The sequence below is a fragment of the Alloyangia mangrovi genome, from assembly GCF_002300555.2.
Taxonomy (GTDB): Bacteria; Pseudomonadota; Alphaproteobacteria; order Rhodobacterales; family Rhodobacteraceae; genus Salipiger; species Salipiger mangrovi.
The window spans coordinates 1-17,232 of the sequence record NZ_NTHN02000018.1 but is presented as its reverse complement, the minus strand read 5'-3'; the positions used below and the strand labels follow the sequence as shown (position 1 = coordinate 17,232).

Below are 17,232 nucleotides of genomic sequence, written 5' to 3'. Positions count from 1 at the left end.
GGATGGGCGCTTCACTGGACATCGTTTCTCGCGGACCGGGCATCAGGACCCTGCCCAAGCGCACCCACGTGCAATATGCGGCGCTTTGCTATCGCGTCCGCGACGGCAAGATGCAGATCCTCCTCATCACCAGCCGGGGCCGCAGACGCTGGACGTTGCCCAAGGGCTGGCCGATGCAAGGCCGCAGCCCGGCCAGGGCCGCCGCGCGCGAGGCCTGGGAAGAGGCCGGGGTGAAGGGGCTCGTAAACGAGCTTTGCGTCGGCGGCTACACCTACCAGAAGCGCAGCTCGAACCGGCCGCATCTCGCGCTGGTCTACCCGCTCGAAGTGATGGAGCTCGACAAGAAGTTCCCCGAGCGGCGCGAACGCAAGCAGCGCTGGGTCAGCCCCAAGCGCGCCGCCGAGATGGTCGAACACCCGGAACTGGCCAAGCTGTTGCTCGGCTTCCGCCCCTATTCCCTCAAGCACTGACATCGGCTTGAACCTGCGCGGAATTTGACTAGGTAAAAGAGATCATTTCGGAACAGCCGCATGATCCAATACTCGCTCAAATGCACGCATGACCACCGCTTCGACAGCTGGTTCCAATCGGCCAGCGCCTTCGACAAGCTGCATGCTGCGGGCATGGTGGCCTGCGCCGTCTGCGGCTCGCCCAAGGTGGAAAAGATGCTCATGGCCCCACGCGTGAACAGCGGCGCCGCGCGCCCCGAGAGCGCGCCCGCACCCGCCAAGGAAAAGCACAACCTGTCCGAGCCGTCTTCGCCCGCCGAGCAGGCGCTGCGCGCCCTGCGCGAGCATGTCGAGAAGACCTCGGACTACGTTGGCCGCGACTTCGCCCGCGAGGCGCGCGCCATGCACAGCGGCGACGCTCCGCACCGCCCGATCTGGGGAGAGACCCGCGGCGACGAGGCCAAGGCGCTGATCGAGGACGGTGTGCCGGTGGCCCCCCTGCCCTTCATGCCGACACGAAAATCCAACTGAAAGAGCTCCCATGACCCTGCTGATCACCGGCGCGAACCGCGGCATCGGCGCGGCGCTTGCAAAGACTCTCACCGCGCGCGGGCAAGAGGTGCTGGGCACGGCGCGCAACACCCCCGGGCTGCTGCCGCTCGACGTGAGCGACCCGGCGTCGCCGAGGGCGCTGGCCGAGCAGCTCGGGCAGACCACGCTCGACGCGCTGATCTGCAACGCCGGGGTCTATTTCGACCGGCACGAGCCGCTGGGCACCGGCTACCCGCCCGAGATGTGGGCCGAGATGTTCGCGGTCAATGTCACCGGGGTATTCCTGACGGTGCAGGCGATGCTGCCGCTGCTGGCGCGGGCCGAGACCCCGAAGATCATGATCATCTCCTCGCAGATGGGGTCGAACGCGCTGGCCAAGGGCAACGCGCTGATCTACCGAGCCTCCAAGGCCGCGGCGCTGAACCTCGGCAGCAATCTCGCCGCCGCGCTGACCCCGCAGGGCATCGCCGTGGGCATCTACCACCCCGGCTGGGTGACCACCGACATGGGCGGCAGCGGCGCCGAACTGACCCCCGAGCAATCCGCCGAAAGGCTCGCCGACCGGCTCGAGGCGCTGAGCCTCGAGACCACCGGCTGCTTCGAGACCTGGGATGGCCGCGCGCACGCCTATTGAGCGCCGGGCGTACCTCTGCAACCCGGGGCCCCAACCCTCGGACAGGCGGGAATGAACAACTGCGAAGCCCCGGCGCTTTCATCTTTTCGAAAATGCCACGATGCCTCCGGCTCACGCAGCGATCGCTCGCGGTGGGCGCGCAATCCCCTTGCGCAGCCCCGCCCCCCCCAAGTAAAGCACCGCTGATTCAAAGGACCATGCCGGGGAGGCGCCATGCCCGTTCTCGTGATGAAATTCGGCGGCACCTCCGTCGCCACGCTTGACCGGATTCGCCGGGCGGCCAAACGCGTCGGCGTTGAAGTGGCCAAGGGCTACGACGTGATCGTCATCGTCTCGGCCATGTCGGGCGAGACCAACAAGCTTGTCGGCTACGTCGAAGAGACCTCGCCGCTGTTCGACGCGCGCGAATATGACGCCGTCGTTTCCTCGGGCGAGAACGTGACCGCCGGCCTGATGGCGCTGACGCTGCAGGAAATGGATATCCCCGCGCGCAGCTGGCAGGGCTGGCAGGTGCCGCTGCTGACCACCTCAGCGCATAGCGCCGCGCGGATCGAGGGCATCCCCACCGAAAACATCAACCGCAAGTTCGACGAGGGCATGAAGGTCGCCGTGGTCGCCGGCTTCCAGGGCATCAGCCCCGAAGGCCGCATCACCACGCTCGGCCGCGGCGGCTCGGACACCACCGCCGTCGCCTTTGCCGCCGCCTTCGAGGCCGAGCGCTGCGACATCTACACCGACGTCGATGGCGTCTACACCACCGATCCGCGGATCTGCGAAAAGGCCCGAAAGCTCGACCGCATCTCCTTCGAGGAAATGCTCGAGCTGGCCTCGCTGGGCGCCAAGGTGCTGCAGACCCGTTCGGTCGAACTCGCCATGCGTTACAAGGTGAAGCTGAGGGTCCTCTCCAGCTTCGAAGAACAGTCGGACGACGCCGGGACGCTCGTTTGCGACGAGGAGGATATCATGGAATCCAAAGTTGTGGCCGGTGTGGCCTTTTCGCGGGACGAGGCCAAGATGACCCTCGTCACCATCGCCGACCGTCCGGGCATCGCCGCCGCGATTTTCGGCACGCTGGCCGATGCCGGCGTGAACGTCGACATGATCGTGCAGAACGTCTCCGAGACCAACTACAAGGGTCACGAGGGAGGCGTCACCGACATGACCTTCTCCTGCCCGGTCAACCAGGTGAAGCGCGCCGAGAAGGCACTGGCCGACGCGCAGGAAGCCGGCAAGCTGACCTTCGACAAGCTCGAATCGGAAACCGAGGTCGCCAAGGTCTCGGTCGTCGGCATCGGCATGCGTTCGGCCGCCGGCGTTGCCGCCAAGATGTTCAAGGTGCTCTCGGACGAGAACATCAACATCCAGGTCATCACCACCTCCGAGATCAAGATCTCCGTGCTGATCGAGCGCAAGTACATGGAGCTCGCGGTGCAGGCGCTCCACGACGCTTTCGAGCTCGAAAAGGCCGACTGACCGGACCCGCGCCGGGGCCTTCTGGTGCTGCGCGATCCCCAGACATCTTGTATGACGGCGCCTCTCGGGGCGCCGTTTCTTTTATTCGTTAAAGCCGCCAATTCTTTTCCGCGCCGATATGCGCGACGATCTTCCCGGAAATGCCCTCCCGCCGCGGCGATCCCTTCTCAAAGGCGCGGAAACGCGCGGCAAATGGTCGTCTAGAGGCGCCGGAATTCAACCGTGCTATTTGATCCCGTTTCCTTTCTCCGGGCAAACCGCATATAGCTGATCCCAGAGCGGAACGATGAAGACGGGCACGAAAATGCCGGATGGCACGGAAAGCGAAAGCCGCAAGCTTCTGGGGCGGCTTAGGGACACGATGGCCGAGGATGCCGCCGGGCAGGCGCGCCTCGACAAGATCATGCATCTGACCGCCGATTCCATGGGCTCCGAAGTCTGCTCGATCTACCTCTTCCGCGACGAGGACACGCTCGAGCTCTGCGCCACCGAGGGCCTCAAGAAAGAGGCCGTTCACCAGACCCGCATGCGCATGGGCGAGGGCCTCGTGGGCCGGGTCGCGCGCAGCGGCAAGGTGGTCAACACCGCCGACGCCCCCTCGGAGCGCGGCTTCCGCTACATGCCGGAGACCGGCGAAGAGATTTACTCCAGCTTCCTCGGCGTGCCGATCCAGCGCCTCGGCGAGACGCTGGGCGTGCTGGTGGTGCAGACCAAGCAGAAACGCGAGTTCACCTCCGACGAGGTCTACGCGCTGGAAGTGGTCGCCATGGTGCTGGCCGAGATGACCGAGCTCGGCGCCTTCGTAGGCGACACGGCGGCGCTCTCGGCGCGGCACACCCAGCCCACCATGCTGCGCGGCGGCACCGGGCAGGAAGGCACCACCGAGGGCCACGTCTGGCTGCACGAGCCGCGAGTGATGGTCACCAATCTCGTCGCCGACGATCCAGAGCGCGAGCTGGAGCGGCTCGCAACCGCCATCGAACAGCTGCGCGTCAGCGTCGACGAGCTGCTCGCCGGCGCGGTCGAGGACGCCGAGCAGCTCGAGGTGCTCGAGGCCTACCGCATGTTCGCCAACTCCAAGGGCTGGCGGCGACGCATGGAAGAAGACATCTCGCGCGGGCTTTCCGCCGAGGCGGCGGTGGAAAAGGAACAATCCGCCGCCCGTGCCCGGATGAGCCAGGTCGCCGACAATTACCTGCGCGAACGGCTGCACGATCTCGACGACCTGTCGAACCGGCTGCTGCGCATCCTCACCGGACAGGGCAAGGACACCGGCGCCTCGATGCCCGCCGATCCCATCCTCGTGGCGCGCAACATCGGCCCCGGCGAACTGCTGGACTATGGCCGCCAGCTCCGCGGCATCGTGCTCGAGGAAGGCTCGGTCGGCAGCCATGCCGCCGTGGTCGCCCGCGCGCTGGCAATTCCGCTGGTCATCAACGCCCCGCGCATCACCACAGAGGCGCTGAACGGCGATCACATCATGGTCGACGGTGATCAGGGCGTGGTGCACCTGCGCCCCGACGATACGGTGGTCACCGCCTTCCGCGACAAGATCGCCATGCAGGCCGAGGCGCAGGAGCGCTACGCCTCGATCCGCCAGAAGCCCGCGGTCTCGCTCTGCGGCAAGCGGATCAGCCTCTACATGAACGCGGGGCTGCTGGCCGACCTGCCCTCGCTGGAGAACTCCGGCGCCGAGGGCGTGGGCCTCTTCCGCACCGAGCTGCAGTTCCTCGTGCGCAACAAGATGCCCTCGCGCACCGAGTTGGTCGCTGTCTACAAGCGGGTCATCGAGGCCGCCGAGGCCGCCGGCGGCAAGCCGGTGATCTTCCGAACGCTCGATATCGGCTCGGACAAGGTGCTGCCCTACATGAAGCCCACGGACGAGCCCAACCCGGCGCTCGGCTGGCGGGCGATCCGCGTCGGTCTCGACCGGCCGGGCGTCATGCGCATGCAACTGCAGGCGCTGCTGCGCGCTTCCGAGGGGCGACCGCTGACGCTGATGTTCCCCTTTGTCGCGCAATGGGAAGAATTCCGCGCCGCCCGCGCCGAGGTCGACAAGGCCATCGCCACCGAACGCAAGCTCGGCCACGTGGTCCCCGAGAAGATCTCGGTCGGCACAATGCTCGAGACGCCGAGCCTCGCCTATGCCTCGAACAAGTTCTTCGAGGAGGTCGAGTTCGTCTCGATCGGCGGCAACGATCTCAAGCAGTTCTTCTTTGCCGCCGACCGCGAGAACGAGCGGGTGCGGCGGCGCTACGACACGCTGAACGTCAGTTTCCTCACCTTCCTCGAGCAGATCGTGCAGCGCTGCTCGGCCACCGGCACGCCGCTGAGCTTCTGCGGCGAGGACGCGGGCCGGCCGATCGAGGCGATCTGCCTTGCGGCCATCGGCCTGCACCGGCTGTCGATGCGCCCGGCCTCGATCGGGCCGGTGAAGAGCCTGATCATGCGTACCGACCTTGATGCGCTTTACGACGTGATCTGCGACGCGCGAGAGCGCGGCGAGCAGTCGGTGCGCGGCGCGGTCATGGAGTACATGCGCTGGCAGGGATAAGGCGGAGCTCAACGCCCGCCGGGCCCTCGCGCCCGTGCAGGTGCCCGTCAGGCCAAGCAGGCTCGCCCGGCGCATCGGTCCCCCGCACCCCGGGCGATAGTGGTCGTGCGCGCATCTCCGGCCGTTCTGACACGGGACGCTTCCCTCGCCTTCTGCGCGGGTGCTGCGGCGCGGATTTCACCGCGCCCCGCGCACCTGATAGACCATTAACCTTGCGAAGTGGTTAAGCGCGCAGCGCCAGCTTCTCCTGCAACGCGGCGACCAGTTCGGCGCGCGGACGCCCGGTCTGCTCGGAGAGCCGCAGCAGGCCGAAATGCACATGCGCCATCTGCTGGTAATAGCTGGTATAGGCGTAATTTGTCGCCGCCCCTGCTGCGGCGCCCAGCACGGGCACGGTCTGTGCCGCCAGCTTCTGACCCATCGCGGTTGCCAGCCGCGGCGCGACCTTGCCGATCAGCCCGTGGACCGTCGCGCCGGTCAGCGTGACACGGGTGGCAAGGAACCCAAGCTCCGCCCCGTCATCCGCCTCGAGCGGCCCGGCCGAGGCAAAGACGCTGAGGCATTCTCGCTTGATCTCGGGCATCTCGGGGTCAAAGCCGTATTCCGCCGCGATCCCCTGGATCGCCCGCAGCAGCACGGTCACGGTGACCGGCAGCTCGGCCATGGCCGTCGGCAGCCCGCCTGCCCCGCCCGCCGCGCCCATGGCGGTGGCAAGCGCGGTGTTCAGCCAGCCCTTCTGGTCGGGCACCGCCCGGCGCGAACCCGAGGCGGCCTTCAGCGCCAGCTCCAGGGCCTTGGCCGTTGTGCCTTCGAGCCGCTCCTTGACTCGGTCGGGCAGCCGCTCGAGCAGGTTCTCGGCCTTGCCGCCGATGATGTTGAGCACCTGCAGCCCGACCCCGCCCGCGGCGCGGTGACGACGGGCCAGCGCAGCAATCTCGGCGTCGATGCTGAGGGGAACGAGCTGGGTTCCGGAAACGGGTGCGGTCATGGGCGGCCTCCTAGGGTCTTCCCTAAGAGATCGGCTCGTCCGGCGGGAATTCAAGCCTTGCGCGCGACCTCGCCGGTGACACCCTGCCAGGCGCCCGGGTGCAGCTCCAGCGCCAGAACCCGCTCGGGGTTGGTCGGCGGAGGCATCTGGACCCCTTCGATCTTGGAAAATCCGAAGCGGCGGTAATAGGGCTCGTCGCCAACCAGCAGCACCCGGCCCCATTCCAGCGCCCGCGCCCGTTCCAGCGTGTCGCGGATCAAGGCCGCACCCAGCCCTTCGCCCTGCGCCGTGGGATGCACCGCGACCGGCCCCAGCAGCAGCAGCTGCGCCGAGCCGACGCGCACCGGCCAGTAGCGGATCGCCCCGCCGATGCTGCCGCCGTCGTCCTTGGCGACCCGGCAGAGCTCGGAGACCGGCGACACACCATCGCGCAGGCGGTAGGAGGACAGGAGTTCGCGACCCGGCGCGAAGCACAGGTCATAGAGCGCCTCGACTTCCCAGAGATCATCCGGGCGTTCCTGGTGCAAGCTGTACAGAGACCCGTTCTCCCCGTGGCGTTTCGGACGAATCCGCCCTATCACGGGTCCGACAGTCGCGCAAACACCTGAGAGGACAGGCATGTTCTATCGCCCCGAAGACGGCCACGGCCTGCCGCACAACCCGTTCAACGCCATCGTCACGCCCCGGCCCATCGGCTGGATTTCGACCCGTGGCACCCTCGGGGACAACCTCGCGCCCTACTCGTTTTTCAATGCCGTGGCTTATGTGCCGCCGCAGGTGATGTTCGCGTCGACCTCCGCCAAGGAGGACCGCGAGGGCACGAAGGACAGCGTCGCGCAGATTCGCGAGAGCGGTGTTTTCTGCGTGAATATCGTGGAATACGCGGCGCGCGACGTGATGAACCTCAGCTCCGGCCCCTGGCCCGCGGGCGAGGACGAGTTTGCCCTCGCAGGGATCGGGAAGGCCGAGTGCGAGACCATCGACTGCCCGCGCGTCGCCGGCGCTCCGGCCTCGCTGGAATGCAAGGTGACGCAGATCGTGAAGCTCGAGGGTGCCGCCAATTTCGCGGTCTTCGGCGAGGTCACCGGCGTGCACATGCGCGACGACTGCCTTGTGGACGGGCGGTTCGACGTGACGACATTCCAGCCGCTCACCCGGCTCGGCTACCGCGACTATTCGGTGATCCGCGACGTCTTCGAGCTCAAGCGTCCGGGCGAGTGAACGGGCGCCGGCTCAGCCCCGGCGGCGGTAGCGGAACACGCCCGAGCCCTTGGCGATCAGCTCTCCGGTCTCATCGGTGACCGTCGCCTCGGCGAAGAAGGTGCTCTTGCCACCGCCGGTGCGCACCCCCTCGACGATGAGCCTGCCGCCCCTGGGCCGCGACAGGTACTGGACGTTGAGCGAGAGCGTCAGAGCCATCAGCCTGTCGTCCGGATCGCCGGTCCAGCAGCCCGCGTAGCCCATGGCCGTGTCGAGCATCGAGGCATGCACCCCGCCATGCGGGTTGTCGTGGCGGTTGAGGTGCTCCGGCCCAAGCACCACTTCGAACCGCGCGAAATCCTGCCGCCAACCGGTCATCTCGATGCCGAGGTGCGACAGGTACCCAGAGGGCGTTTCGGTGATGGGCATCTCCGCGCTGTGCTTGTCCATGGGGCTCTCCTGCTGCGTCGCGCCGTTCTCGGCGCTGCGCCGCCCAGCGTCAAGCCATGCGCCGCCCGGTCCAGTCAGTCGCGTAGCTCGAGGAAGGTCACCCATTGCGCCACCAGCGCCGGCTGGTCGCGCCCCTGCCCCTCGATCTCGATCTCCACGTCCCAATGCACGGTCAGCCGCTCGTCGCCCTCCTCGACCCCGCCGACGGTGAAATGCCCCCGCACCCGCGAGCCCACCGGCACCGGGGTGACGAAGCGGACCCGGTCGAAACCGTAGTTGACGTTGGCAATCTGCCCGGGAAAGGGCGGCACCGCGTCGGCGCACATCGCCGAAAGCAGCGAGAGCGTCAGGAACCCCTGCGCGACGGGTGCACCGAACAGGAAATCGGCCGAGCGCTCCGGGTCCGAATGGAAGAACTTCAAATCTCCGGTCAGCTCGCCGAAACGGGCCACGGTCTCGGCGTCGAGCGTGAACCAGCGCGAGACCTTCGGCTCCATCTCGAGAATCGCCTCAGCCGGCATGACGTGCCCCCCCCGTCCAGTGCTCTGTCGCGCTGCATCCCGTCTCCCGATCTGTCCGAAATCCCGAGGCAGAGTGGCGGATCGCCCCTGCCGATGGCAAGTGCAAATCCCGAACGCCCGTCCGGCGAGCGGCTCAGCCAGCCGCCTCCTCGCCCTGCATCTCCAGCTCGAGCGGCACCGGCGCGCCGCCCAGGTCGTCCACTCGCAGCGGCCCCGAAGGGCGCGAGAGCCGGTTGCGTACCACCCAGTAGAGCCGGTCCGAGGCCCGGGTGACGGCGACATAGGCAAGCCGCTTCCACAGCGGCTGCCCGGCCTCGACCCGGCCCATGCGCGCGGCGGCATAAAGGTCGGGGCCGAAGACCTGCACGTTCTCCCACTGCGAGCCCTGCGCCTTGTGGATGGTCACCGCCGCGCCGTGCAGGAAAGTCGCTCCCATGCGGGCGGCAAAGGGGATGAAGGGCTCTTCCTCGTCGGGCTTCTCGATCTTCACGATCGAGGCGGCCGAGACCTGCGGGTCGGGGGCGCCGATGACGTGCAGCCGCGAGAAACCGGGCTTCTTCCCCGGCCCGAGGTAGACCACCTGCGCGCCCTTGATGAGGCCGCGCGCTTCCAGATCGAGCCGCTTCTTTCGGTGCTTGAGCGGCAGCTCGATGCCATCGCAGATCAGCGGCTCGCCGGGCAAAAGCTCGGTCTCCGGGGCGCCATGCACGGCCCGGAAGGCGTTGATCAGCCGGATGCGCGTGGCGTTGCGCCAAACCAGCACCGGCGAGCGCGCCATCAGGTCGACCTCGACCCGCTGGCCCCAGACGACGCGGTCGTCCTTGGCCGCCATCTCCTCGACCAGCCGCTCGAAACGGTAGAAATCCACCTCCGGGTCGGCCAGCGCATGTGCGAGATCGAGGATCGGGCTCGAGGCCTCCTGACGGTGGATGCGGCTCAGCTCCATCTTGCGGTCCTCGGGCACCGCGTCGAAGACCATCTTCCCCGACTGGTTCACCGGCGCCAGCTGCGCCGGATCGCCAAAGAGCAGCAGGTTGGGGAAGATCTCCTGGAGATCCTCGAACTGCCGATCGTCGAGCATCGAGGCCTCGTCGACGAAGCCGATGTCGAGCGGTTCCTCGCGGCGCTTCCAGCCGGTGATGAAATCGCTGCCGCGCAGCCCCGCCGCCGCCAGCGCCGCCGGCACCGAGCTGTGGCTCTGGTAGGCTGAATAGGCGCGGTCGAGCGCCTCGGGGGTCAGCGTGTCGATCTCCGGCCGTTCCTCGTTGCCCATCAGCCATTCGGCGATACGCTCGTAGACTGGATCATAAACCGGGGTATAGAGGATACGGTGGATGGTGGTCGCCGGCACGCCGCGCATGCGAAGAACCGAGGCCGCCTTGTTGGTCGGCGCGAGGATCGCCAGCGTGCGCTTCTCGCGCTTCTTGCGGCTCTCGAAATCACCCGAGACCACCTCGCAGCCCGCCTCCTGCAGCGCCTTGCTGAGCTCCGCCAGCAGCAGCGTCTTGCCCGAGCCGGCTTTGCCCATCAGCGCCATGACCTTCGACAGCCCCTCGCGAGCGGGCTCGGTGGTGCCTTCATCCAGATCGACGCCGGCGCCGCGCAGCATCTCGGCCACGCGGTCCCAGGCTTCGGCCTGATCCTCGGAGAAACTGATCGCGGGCGCCGTCATGCCGCGACCCTACTAAAGCCGCGCGGCGCGCACCAGAGAGGCCCGCGCATTTCCGCGCCGCCGCCGGAGCTTTCTGCCGGCCGAAGCACCGTCGGCACGGGCAGGACCGCCTCCGGCGGGCGTATTTTTCAAAGAGAAGAAGGGGAGGACGCGCACCCTCCCCCCCAAGTTCTTCTAGGGTTAAATATCCCGGGGGTGAGGCGCGCAGCGCCGAGGGGGCAGCGCCCCCTTCCCTCACTCCAGCTCGATGAGCAGGTCCTTGGCGTCGATCTGGCCGCCGGGAAGCACCTGCACCGCCTTGATCGTGGCGTCGCGCTCGGCGTGAAGGCCGGTCTCCATCTTCATCGCCTCGACGGTGCAGAGCAGATCGCCCTCCTTGACCTTAAACCCCGCCTGCACCGCGACGGTGGCGACGACGCCCGGCATCGGCGCGCCGATGTGGTTCGGGTTGCCGGGCTCGGCCTTGGGTTTGGCGCCGCCCGCAGCCTTGGCCTTGCGGTCGGGCACGCGCACGGTGCGCGGCTGGCCGTTGAGCTCGAAGAACACCCGCACCTCGCCGTCGTCCTGCGTGTCGCCGACGGTGATGAGGCGGATCTCCAGCGTCTTGCCGGGGTCGATCTCGGCAGTGATCTCGTCTCCGGGCTGCATGCCGTAGAAGTAGGTCAGCGTCGGCAGCACCCGGACAGGGCCGTAATCCTCGTGCCGCGCCACGTAGTCGGTGAAGACCTTGGGATACATGAGGTAGCCGTTGAAGTCCTCGTCGTCGAACTCGACGTCCTCGAACTTGGCCTGCAGCTCGGCGCGGAGTTTCGCGAAATCGGCGGGCGGCAGGTGCTTGCCCGGGCGCTCGGTGTTCGGGGTCTCGCCCTTCAGCACCTTCTTGACGATCCCCTCGGGGAAGCCGCCCGGCGGCTGGCCGAGGTTGCCGCGCATCATGTCGATCACCGAGTCGGGGAAGCTGACGTCGCTTTTCGGGTCCTCGACCTGCGCGCGGGAAAGCCCCTGGCTCACCATCATCAGCGCCATGTCCCCCACCACCTTCGAGGACGGGGTCACCTTGACGATATCGCCGAACATCATGTTGACGTCGGCATAGGTCTTGGCGACCTCGTGCCAGCGCTCTTCGAGCCCCAGCGAGCGCGCCTGCGCCTTGAGGTTGGTGAACTGCCCGCCCGGCATTTCGTGCAGGTAGACCTCGGAGGCGGGCGCCTGCATGCCCGATTCAAACGCCGCGTATTGGCCGCGCACCGCCTCCCAGTAGTTCGAGACCTCGCGGATCACACCCACGTCGAGCCCGGTGTCGCGCTCGGTGTGGCGCAGCGCCTCGACGATGGAGCCGAGCGTGGGCTGCGAGGTGTTGCCCGAGAGCGCGTCCATCGCCGCATCCACCGCATCGACGCCCGCTTTCGAGGCTTCCATGATGGTGGCGATGGCGGCGCCCGAGGTGTCATGGGTGTGGAAGTGGATCGGCAGGCCGACCTCTTCCTTCAGCGCCCTGACCAGCGCGCCGGCGGCCGAGGGCTTCAGCAGGCCGGCCATGTCCTTCAGGCCGAGCACATGCGCGCCCGCGTCCCGGAGCTCCTTGCCCATGGCGACATAGTACTTGAGGTCATACTTGGCGCGGGCCGGATCGAGGATGTCGCCGGTGTAGCAGACCGTGCCCTCGCAGATCTTGCCGCTCTCGATCACCGCGTCCATCGCGACGCGCATGTTCTCGACCCAGTTCAGCGAGTCGAAGACGCGGAAGACGTCGACGCCGCTCTCGGCCGCCTGCGCGACGAAGCTCTGCACCACGTTGTCGGGGTAGTTGGTGTAGCCGACGCCGTTGGAGGCGCGCAGCAGCATCTGCGTCAGGACGTTGGGCATCTTGGCGCGGATGTCGCGCAGCCGCTGCCAGGGGCATTCCTGCAAGAATCGGTAGGCGACGTCGAAGGTCGCGCCGCCCCAGCATTCCACCGAGAAGAGGCCGGGCAGGTTCGCCGCATAGGCCGGGGCCACCTTGATCATGTCGAGCGATCGCATGCGGGTCGCCAGCAGCGACTGGTGGCCGTCGCGCATGGTGGTGTCGGTAATCAGCAGCTGTGTCTGTGCCGCCATCCAGTCGGCCACAGCCTGCGCGCCCTTCTCTTCCAGCAGCGTGCGGGTGCCCGGCGGCGGCGTCTCGGCGCGCAACTGGGGCGCGCGGGCAGGCTTCAGCTCGGCATGGGGCTTGGGGCGTCCCTGCACCTCGGGGTGCCCGTTGACGGTGATGTCGGCGATGTAGGTCAGCACCTTGGTGCCGCGGTCGCGGCGCTTCTTGAAGTCGAAGAGCTCGGGCGTCGTGTCGATGAACTTGGTGGTGTACTGGTTGGTCAGGAAGGTCGGGTGCTTGAGCAGGTTGATCACGAAGTCGATGTTCGTGCTCACGCCGCGGATGCGGAACTCGCGCAGCGCGCGGTCCATGCGGGCGATGGCCTTCTCCGGCGTCGGCGCCTTGGCGGTGACCTTGACCAGCAACGAGTCGTAATAGCGGGTGATCACCCCGCCCGCGTAGGCGGTGCCGCCGTCGAGTCGGATTCCCATGCCGGTGGCCGAGCGGTAGGCGGTGATCCGTCCGTAGTCGGGAATGAAGTTGTTGGTCGGATCCTCGGTGGTGATCCGGGTCTGCAGCGCGTGACCGGTGAGGCGGATGTCGTACTGGCTGGCCTTGCCGGTGGCCTCGGCAAGGCTCTTGCCCTCGGCGATCATGATCTGCGCCTGCACGATGTCGATGCCGGTCACCTCCTCGGTGACGGTGTGCTCGACCTGCACGCGGGGGTTGACCTCGATGAAGTAGAACTTGCCGCTGTCCATATCCATCAGGAACTCGACGGTGCCGGCGCATTCGTAGTTCACATGGGCGCAGATCTTGCGGCCGAGCTCGCAGATCTCCTCGCGTTGCGCCTCCGAGAGGTACGGCGCGGGGGCGCGCTCGACGACCTTCTGGTTGCGGCGCTGCACCGAGCAGTCGCGCTCGTAGAGGTGGTAGATATTGCCCATCTTGTCGCCGAGGATCTGCACCTCGACGTGGCGGGCGCGGGTGATCATCTTCTCGAGATAGCCCTCGCCGTTGCCAAAGGCGGCCTCGGCCTCGCGCCGGCCTTCAAGCACCTTTTCCTTCAGCTCCTTCGGCCCCTCGATCGGGCGCATCCCGCGCCCGCCGCCGCCCCAGCTCGCCTTGAGCATCAGCGGGTAGCCGATCTCCGCCGCCTCCTTGGCGATGGCGTCGAAATCGTCACCCAGCACCTCGGTTGCAGGGATGACCGGCACCCCGGCCTCCATCGCCACCTTGCGGGCGCTGGCCTTGTCGCCGAGCGCGCGCATGGTCGCCGCCTTGGGGCCGATGAAGGTGATCCCCGCCGCATCGCAGGCATCGACGAATTCGGGGTTCTCGGAGAGCAGACCGTAGCCCGGATGGATCGCATCGGCGCCACTTTCCTTGGCCACGCGTATGATCTCGGGAATCGAAAGGTAGGCCGCGACCGGCCCCAGACCCTCGCCGATGCGATAGGCCTCATCCGCCTTGAAACGGTGGAGCCCCAGCTTGTCCTCTTCGGCGTAGACGGCAACTGTCTTCTTTCCCATCTCGTTTGCCGCACGCATGATGCGGATCGCGATCTCGCCACGGTTGGCGATGAGGATCTTCTGGAACTCTGGCATTTCTTTCCTCCGTCACTGGCCTGCCGGGCCGGGTGACGTGGAGTGAACGCCATGCTGCGTTGCAGCGCAAGGTCTCTATGCAAACTTAGCATTACTGCCACAAATCTTTGCAAACTGTCTCGCGTGCCGGCGGCGGCGGGTCCGAAAGCCTGAAGGAAAGTGATGAACAAAAACAGAACGCACCTTTCGCAATGCAACATGGCGCGCTAGATTTGGGGCATGAGCAGTTTCGACGACATGGATGCATTCGAGGGGGCCTCGCTGTCGCAGCGGGCCATGGCGGCGCGTCCCGCGCCCTACCTCGACGATCTCAACCCGGCGCAGCGCGAGGCGGTGGAGCGGCTCGATGGCCCTGTGCTGATGCTCGCGGGAGCGGGCACCGGCAAGACCAAGGCGCTCACCTCCCGCATCGCGCACCTGCTGACGACGGGACGAGCGCGGCCGAACGAGATCCTCTCGGTGACCTTCACCAACAAGGCCGCGCGCGAGATGAAGGAGCGGGTCGGCCGCCTTCTCGGCCATGCGGTCGAGGGAATGCCCTGGATGGGCACCTTCCACTCGATCTGCGTCAAGCTGCTGCGCCGCCACGCCGAGCTGGTCGGGCTGAAGACCAACTTCACCATTCTCGACACCGACGACCAGATCCGCCTGCTGAAACAGGTGATCGCGGCCAACAACATCGACGAAAAGCGCTGGCCCGCGCGGCAGCTCTCGGGGCTGATCGACAACTGGAAGAACCGCGCCTGGACGCCCGACAGGGTGCCCGCGTCGGAGGCCTCGGCCTTCAACAACCGCGGCACCGAGCTTTATGCCCAGTACCAGACCCGCCTGCGCGAGCTGAACGCCTGCGACTTCGGCGACCTCTTGCTGCACGTGGTGACGATCTTCCAGCAGCACGCCGACGTGCTGGAGCAATACCAGCGCTGGTTCCGCTTCATCCTCGTGGACGAGTACCAGGATACCAACGTCGCCCAGTACCTCTGGCTGCGGCTGCTGGCACAGGGCCACACCAACATCTGCTGCGTCGGCGACGACGACCAGTCGATCTACGGCTGGCGCGGTGCCGAGGTGGGCAACATCCTGCGCTTCGAAAAGGACTTCCCCGGCGCCCATGTGGTGCGGCTGGAACAGAACTACCGCTCGACCGCGCATATCCTCGCCGCCGCCTCCTCGGTGATCCGCGGCAACGAGAACCGGCTCGGCAAGGAGCTCTGGACCGAGGCGCAGGGCGGCGAAAAGGTCCGCCTCATCGGCCATTGGGACGGCGAGGAAGAGGCGCGCTGGATCGGCGAGGAGATCGAGGCTGCGCAGCGCGGCTCGCGCGGGATGCACGCCTTCTCGCTGGACGACATGGCGATCCTCGTGCGCGCCTCGCACCAGATGCGCGCCTTCGAGGACCGCTTCCTGACCATCGGCCTGCCCTACCGGGTGATCGGCGGCCCGCGCTTCTACGAGCGGCTCGAGATCCGCGACGCCATGGCCTATTTCCGGCTGGTGGTCTCGCCCGAGGACGACCTTGCCTTCGAGCGCATCGTCAACACTCCCAAGCGCGGGCTCGGCGACAAGGCGCAGCAGAAGATCCAGCTGAAGGCGCGCGAACACGGCGTGCCGCTGCTGGTGGGCGCGCGGCTGCTGCTGCGCGACAAGGAAATCACCGGCAAGGGCGCGGCCAAGCTCGCCACCTTCGTCGACCAGATCGAACGCTGGCACGAGATCGCCCGGCAGCAGCTCGGCCTGCCCTCGGAAGTGCAGCAGGACGACGACGACCTTGTGCTGATCGACGAGGACAAGCCGCTGAGCCGCGCAGTCAGCCACATGGAGCTGGCCGAGACCATGCTCGATGAAAGCGGCTACACAGAGATGTGGCAGCTCGACAAGAACCCCGACTCGCCGGGACGGCTCGAGAACCTCAAGGAACTGGTGAAAGCGCTCGAGAGCTTCGACAACCTCCAGGGCTTCCTCGAGCACGTCGCGCTGATCATGGACAACGAGACCGAGGAGACCGGCGCCAAGGTCTCGATCATGACGCTGCACGCGGCCAAGGGCCTCGAGTTCCCGGCGGTCTTCCTGCCGGGCTGGGAGGACGGGCTCTTCCCCTCGCAGCGCTCGATGGACGAGAGCGGGCTCAAGGGACTCGAGGAGGAGCGGCGACTCGCCTATGTCGGCATCACCCGCGCCGAGGAGCTCTGCACCATCTCCTTCGCCGCGAACCGCCGGGTCTTCGGCCAGTGGCAATCCGCCCTGCCGTCGCGCTTTATTGACGAGCTGCCCGAGGCGCACGTCGAGATTCTCACCCCGCCCGGGCTTTACGGCGGCGGCTACGGAGCGGCGGGCATGAGCGGCGGCTTCGGTGGCGGCTCCGGGCTGGAGACCCGCGCAGCCGAGGCCAATGTCTACAACTCGCCGGGCTGGAAGCGGCTGCAGGAGCGCTCGTCGAGCGCCCGGTCGGTCAGCCAGCCGCGCGAGAGTCGCAACACGGTGATCGACCTGCAGGCGGTCTCGGCCTTCGAGATGGGCGAGCGGATCTTCCACCAGAAATTCGGCTACGGCGAGATCATCGGCCTCGAAGGCGACAAGCTCGAGATCGATTTCGAGAAGGCCGGGGTGAAGAAGGTGGTGGCGCGATTCGTCGCGGCGGCGGATTCGGCGGGCGACGTGCCCTTCTGATCTTGCCGCGCTGGATGGGGGCTCCGCCCCCGCCGCCGCCGCCGCGGCGCCTCCCCCGGGATATTTGAGCCTAGAAGAAAGCCCGGTGCAGCGCGCTCCGGGCCTCTTCTCTTTGCAAAACGCCCGCCGGAGGCGATCCTCAGCGGGCTACGGAGACCAGCGCCGCGAGGATCGCCGCCTCGTCGCGCCCCGAGGCCTCGGCGATGGCCGAAAGGGTCTCGTCCTCGGTGTCGACGGTGAAGCCCGCCCGGACCAAGCCATCCGCGATCTGGTCCGCTGGCGCGTCGACGAGCGCGGCGATCTCGGCGACGCTCCCCCGGAGCAGCAGCTGCGCGGCGGACATCCTCGATCTCAAGCCGCAGAACAGCCTGATCAAGTACATCGTCGATCAGGG

14 protein-coding genes are annotated in these 17,232 nt (G+C 67.2%); 7 read left to right on the top strand and 7 right to left on the bottom strand.

The genetic code is table 11. The features are described from left to right. The first annotated feature begins 2 nt into the window (after positions 1-2). The 5 genes from CLG85_RS11430 (at position 3) to ptsP (ending at position 5,662) form a co-directional block, all read left to right on the top strand. Positions 3-470 (top strand): NUDIX hydrolase, encoded by a 468-nt coding sequence (locus tag CLG85_RS11430; RefSeq protein ID WP_095883680.1) that lies wholly within the window; start codon positions 3-5, stop codon positions 468-470. A gap of 60 nt (positions 471-530) precedes the next feature. Further along, complete coding sequence (locus tag CLG85_RS11425) at positions 531-980, top strand: DUF1178 family protein (RefSeq protein ID WP_095883679.1); 450 nt, start codon at positions 531-533, stop codon at positions 978-980. Between the two features lie 10 nt (positions 981-990). Next, positions 991-1,635 carry an SDR family NAD(P)-dependent oxidoreductase gene (locus CLG85_RS11420; protein ID WP_095883678.1) on the top strand — a complete coding sequence of 215 codons (645 nt, stop codon included), beginning with the start codon at positions 991-993 and terminating at the stop codon, positions 1,633-1,635. 213 nt (positions 1,636-1,848) lie between these two features. Further along, positions 1,849-3,108 carry an aspartate kinase gene (locus CLG85_RS11415; protein ID WP_095883677.1) on the top strand — a complete coding sequence of 420 codons (1,260 nt, stop codon included), beginning with the start codon at positions 1,849-1,851 and terminating at the stop codon, positions 3,106-3,108. A 304-nt stretch (positions 3,109-3,412) separates the two neighbouring features. Next, the gene (ptsP, locus tag CLG85_RS11410) at positions 3,413-5,662 is read left to right on the top strand and encodes a phosphoenolpyruvate--protein phosphotransferase (RefSeq protein WP_095883683.1); all 2,250 of its coding nucleotides are present in this window, start codon (positions 3,413-3,415) and stop codon (positions 5,660-5,662) included. A 223-nt stretch (positions 5,663-5,885) separates the two neighbouring features. Here ptsP and CLG85_RS11405 read toward each other — a convergent pair whose 3' ends face one another. Continuing rightward, positions 5,886-6,650: an EcsC family protein gene (locus CLG85_RS11405; RefSeq protein WP_095883676.1), complete on the bottom strand. Its 765-nt coding sequence runs from the start codon at positions 6,648-6,650 to the stop codon at positions 5,886-5,888. 50 nt (positions 6,651-6,700) lie between these two features. Further along, a complete protein-coding gene (locus tag CLG85_RS11400) occupies positions 6,701-7,177 on the bottom strand; it encodes a GNAT family N-acetyltransferase (RefSeq protein WP_375796914.1) in 477 nt (158 codons plus the stop codon). Positions 7,178-7,268: 91 nt separating this feature from the next. Here CLG85_RS11400 and CLG85_RS11395 point away from each other — a divergent pair, with 91 nt between their 5' ends. After that, positions 7,269-7,871, top strand: coding sequence for a flavin reductase family protein (locus CLG85_RS11395; RefSeq protein WP_095883675.1), 603 nt, complete (start codon positions 7,269-7,271; stop codon positions 7,869-7,871). Positions 7,872-7,883: 12 nt separating this feature from the next. Here the strand turns inward: CLG85_RS11395 and CLG85_RS11390 are convergent, their stop codons facing one another. The 4 genes from CLG85_RS11390 to CLG85_RS11375 all read right to left on the bottom strand — a co-directional run bounded on the left by CLG85_RS11390 (position 7,884) and on the right by CLG85_RS11375 (position 14,171). Further along, the gene (locus tag CLG85_RS11390; RefSeq protein WP_224847342.1) at positions 7,884-8,300 is read right to left on the bottom strand and encodes a PaaI family thioesterase; all 417 of its coding nucleotides are present in this window, start codon (positions 8,298-8,300) and stop codon (positions 7,884-7,886) included. Between the two features lie 74 nt (positions 8,301-8,374). Next, positions 8,375-8,821: a MaoC family dehydratase gene (locus CLG85_RS11385; RefSeq protein ID WP_095883674.1), complete on the bottom strand. Its 447-nt coding sequence runs from the start codon at positions 8,819-8,821 to the stop codon at positions 8,375-8,377. 133 nt (positions 8,822-8,954) lie between these two features. Continuing rightward, positions 8,955-10,493 carry an ATP-dependent DNA helicase gene (locus tag CLG85_RS11380; RefSeq protein ID WP_095883673.1) on the bottom strand — a complete coding sequence of 513 codons (1,539 nt, stop codon included), beginning with the start codon at positions 10,491-10,493 and terminating at the stop codon, positions 8,955-8,957. 234 nt (positions 10,494-10,727) lie between these two features. Continuing rightward, on the bottom strand, positions 10,728-14,171 hold the full coding sequence (locus CLG85_RS11375) for a pyruvate carboxylase (RefSeq protein ID WP_260348908.1): 3,444 nt from the start codon (positions 14,169-14,171) through the stop codon (positions 10,728-10,730). Positions 14,172-14,390: 219 nt separating this feature from the next. Between CLG85_RS11375 and CLG85_RS11370 the strand changes: the two genes are divergently transcribed. Then, the gene (locus CLG85_RS11370; protein WP_095883996.1) at positions 14,391-16,838 is read left to right on the top strand and encodes an ATP-dependent helicase; all 2,448 of its coding nucleotides are present in this window, start codon (positions 14,391-14,393) and stop codon (positions 16,836-16,838) included. A 139-nt stretch (positions 16,839-16,977) separates the two neighbouring features. On the opposite strand, the gene CLG85_RS11365 is transcribed toward CLG85_RS11370, so the two are convergent. After that, the gene (locus tag CLG85_RS11365) at positions 16,978-17,181 is read right to left on the bottom strand and encodes a hypothetical protein (protein ID WP_260348907.1); all 204 of its coding nucleotides are present in this window, start codon (positions 17,179-17,181) and stop codon (positions 16,978-16,980) included. Positions 17,182-17,232: the final 51 nt, after the last annotated feature.

Bases quoted from the DNA above. Each gene is read 5' to 3' on its own strand.
- CLG85_RS11430 (WP_095883680.1), top strand. From the start codon at position 3: ATGGGCGCTTCACTGGACATCGTTTCTCGCGGACCGGGCATCAGGACC.
- CLG85_RS11425 (WP_095883679.1), top strand. From the start codon at position 531: ATGATCCAATACTCGCTCAAATGCACGCATGACCACCGCTTCGACAGC.
- CLG85_RS11420 (WP_095883678.1), top strand. From the start codon at position 991: ATGACCCTGCTGATCACCGGCGCGAACCGCGGCATCGGCGCGGCGCTT.
- CLG85_RS11415 (WP_095883677.1), top strand. From the start codon at position 1,849: ATGCCCGTTCTCGTGATGAAATTCGGCGGCACCTCCGTCGCCACGCTT.
- ptsP (WP_095883683.1), top strand. From the start codon at position 3,413: ATGCCGGATGGCACGGAAAGCGAAAGCCGCAAGCTTCTGGGGCGGCTT.
- CLG85_RS11405 (WP_095883676.1), bottom strand. From the start codon at position 6,650: ATGACCGCACCCGTTTCCGGAACCCAGCTCGTTCCCCTCAGCATCGAC.
- CLG85_RS11395 (WP_095883675.1), top strand. From the start codon at position 7,269: ATGTTCTATCGCCCCGAAGACGGCCACGGCCTGCCGCACAACCCGTTC.
- CLG85_RS11390 (WP_224847342.1), bottom strand. From the start codon at position 8,300: ATGGACAAGCACAGCGCGGAGATGCCCATCACCGAAACGCCCTCTGGG.
- CLG85_RS11385 (WP_095883674.1), bottom strand. From the start codon at position 8,821: ATGCCGGCTGAGGCGATTCTCGAGATGGAGCCGAAGGTCTCGCGCTGG.
- CLG85_RS11380 (WP_095883673.1), bottom strand. From the start codon at position 10,493: ATGACGGCGCCCGCGATCAGTTTCTCCGAGGATCAGGCCGAAGCCTGG.
- CLG85_RS11375 (WP_260348908.1), bottom strand. From the start codon at position 14,171: ATGCCAGAGTTCCAGAAGATCCTCATCGCCAACCGTGGCGAGATCGCG.
- CLG85_RS11370 (WP_095883996.1), top strand. From the start codon at position 14,391: ATGAGCAGTTTCGACGACATGGATGCATTCGAGGGGGCCTCGCTGTCG.
- CLG85_RS11365 (WP_260348907.1), bottom strand. From the start codon at position 17,181: ATGTCCGCCGCGCAGCTGCTGCTCCGGGGGAGCGTCGCCGAGATCGCC.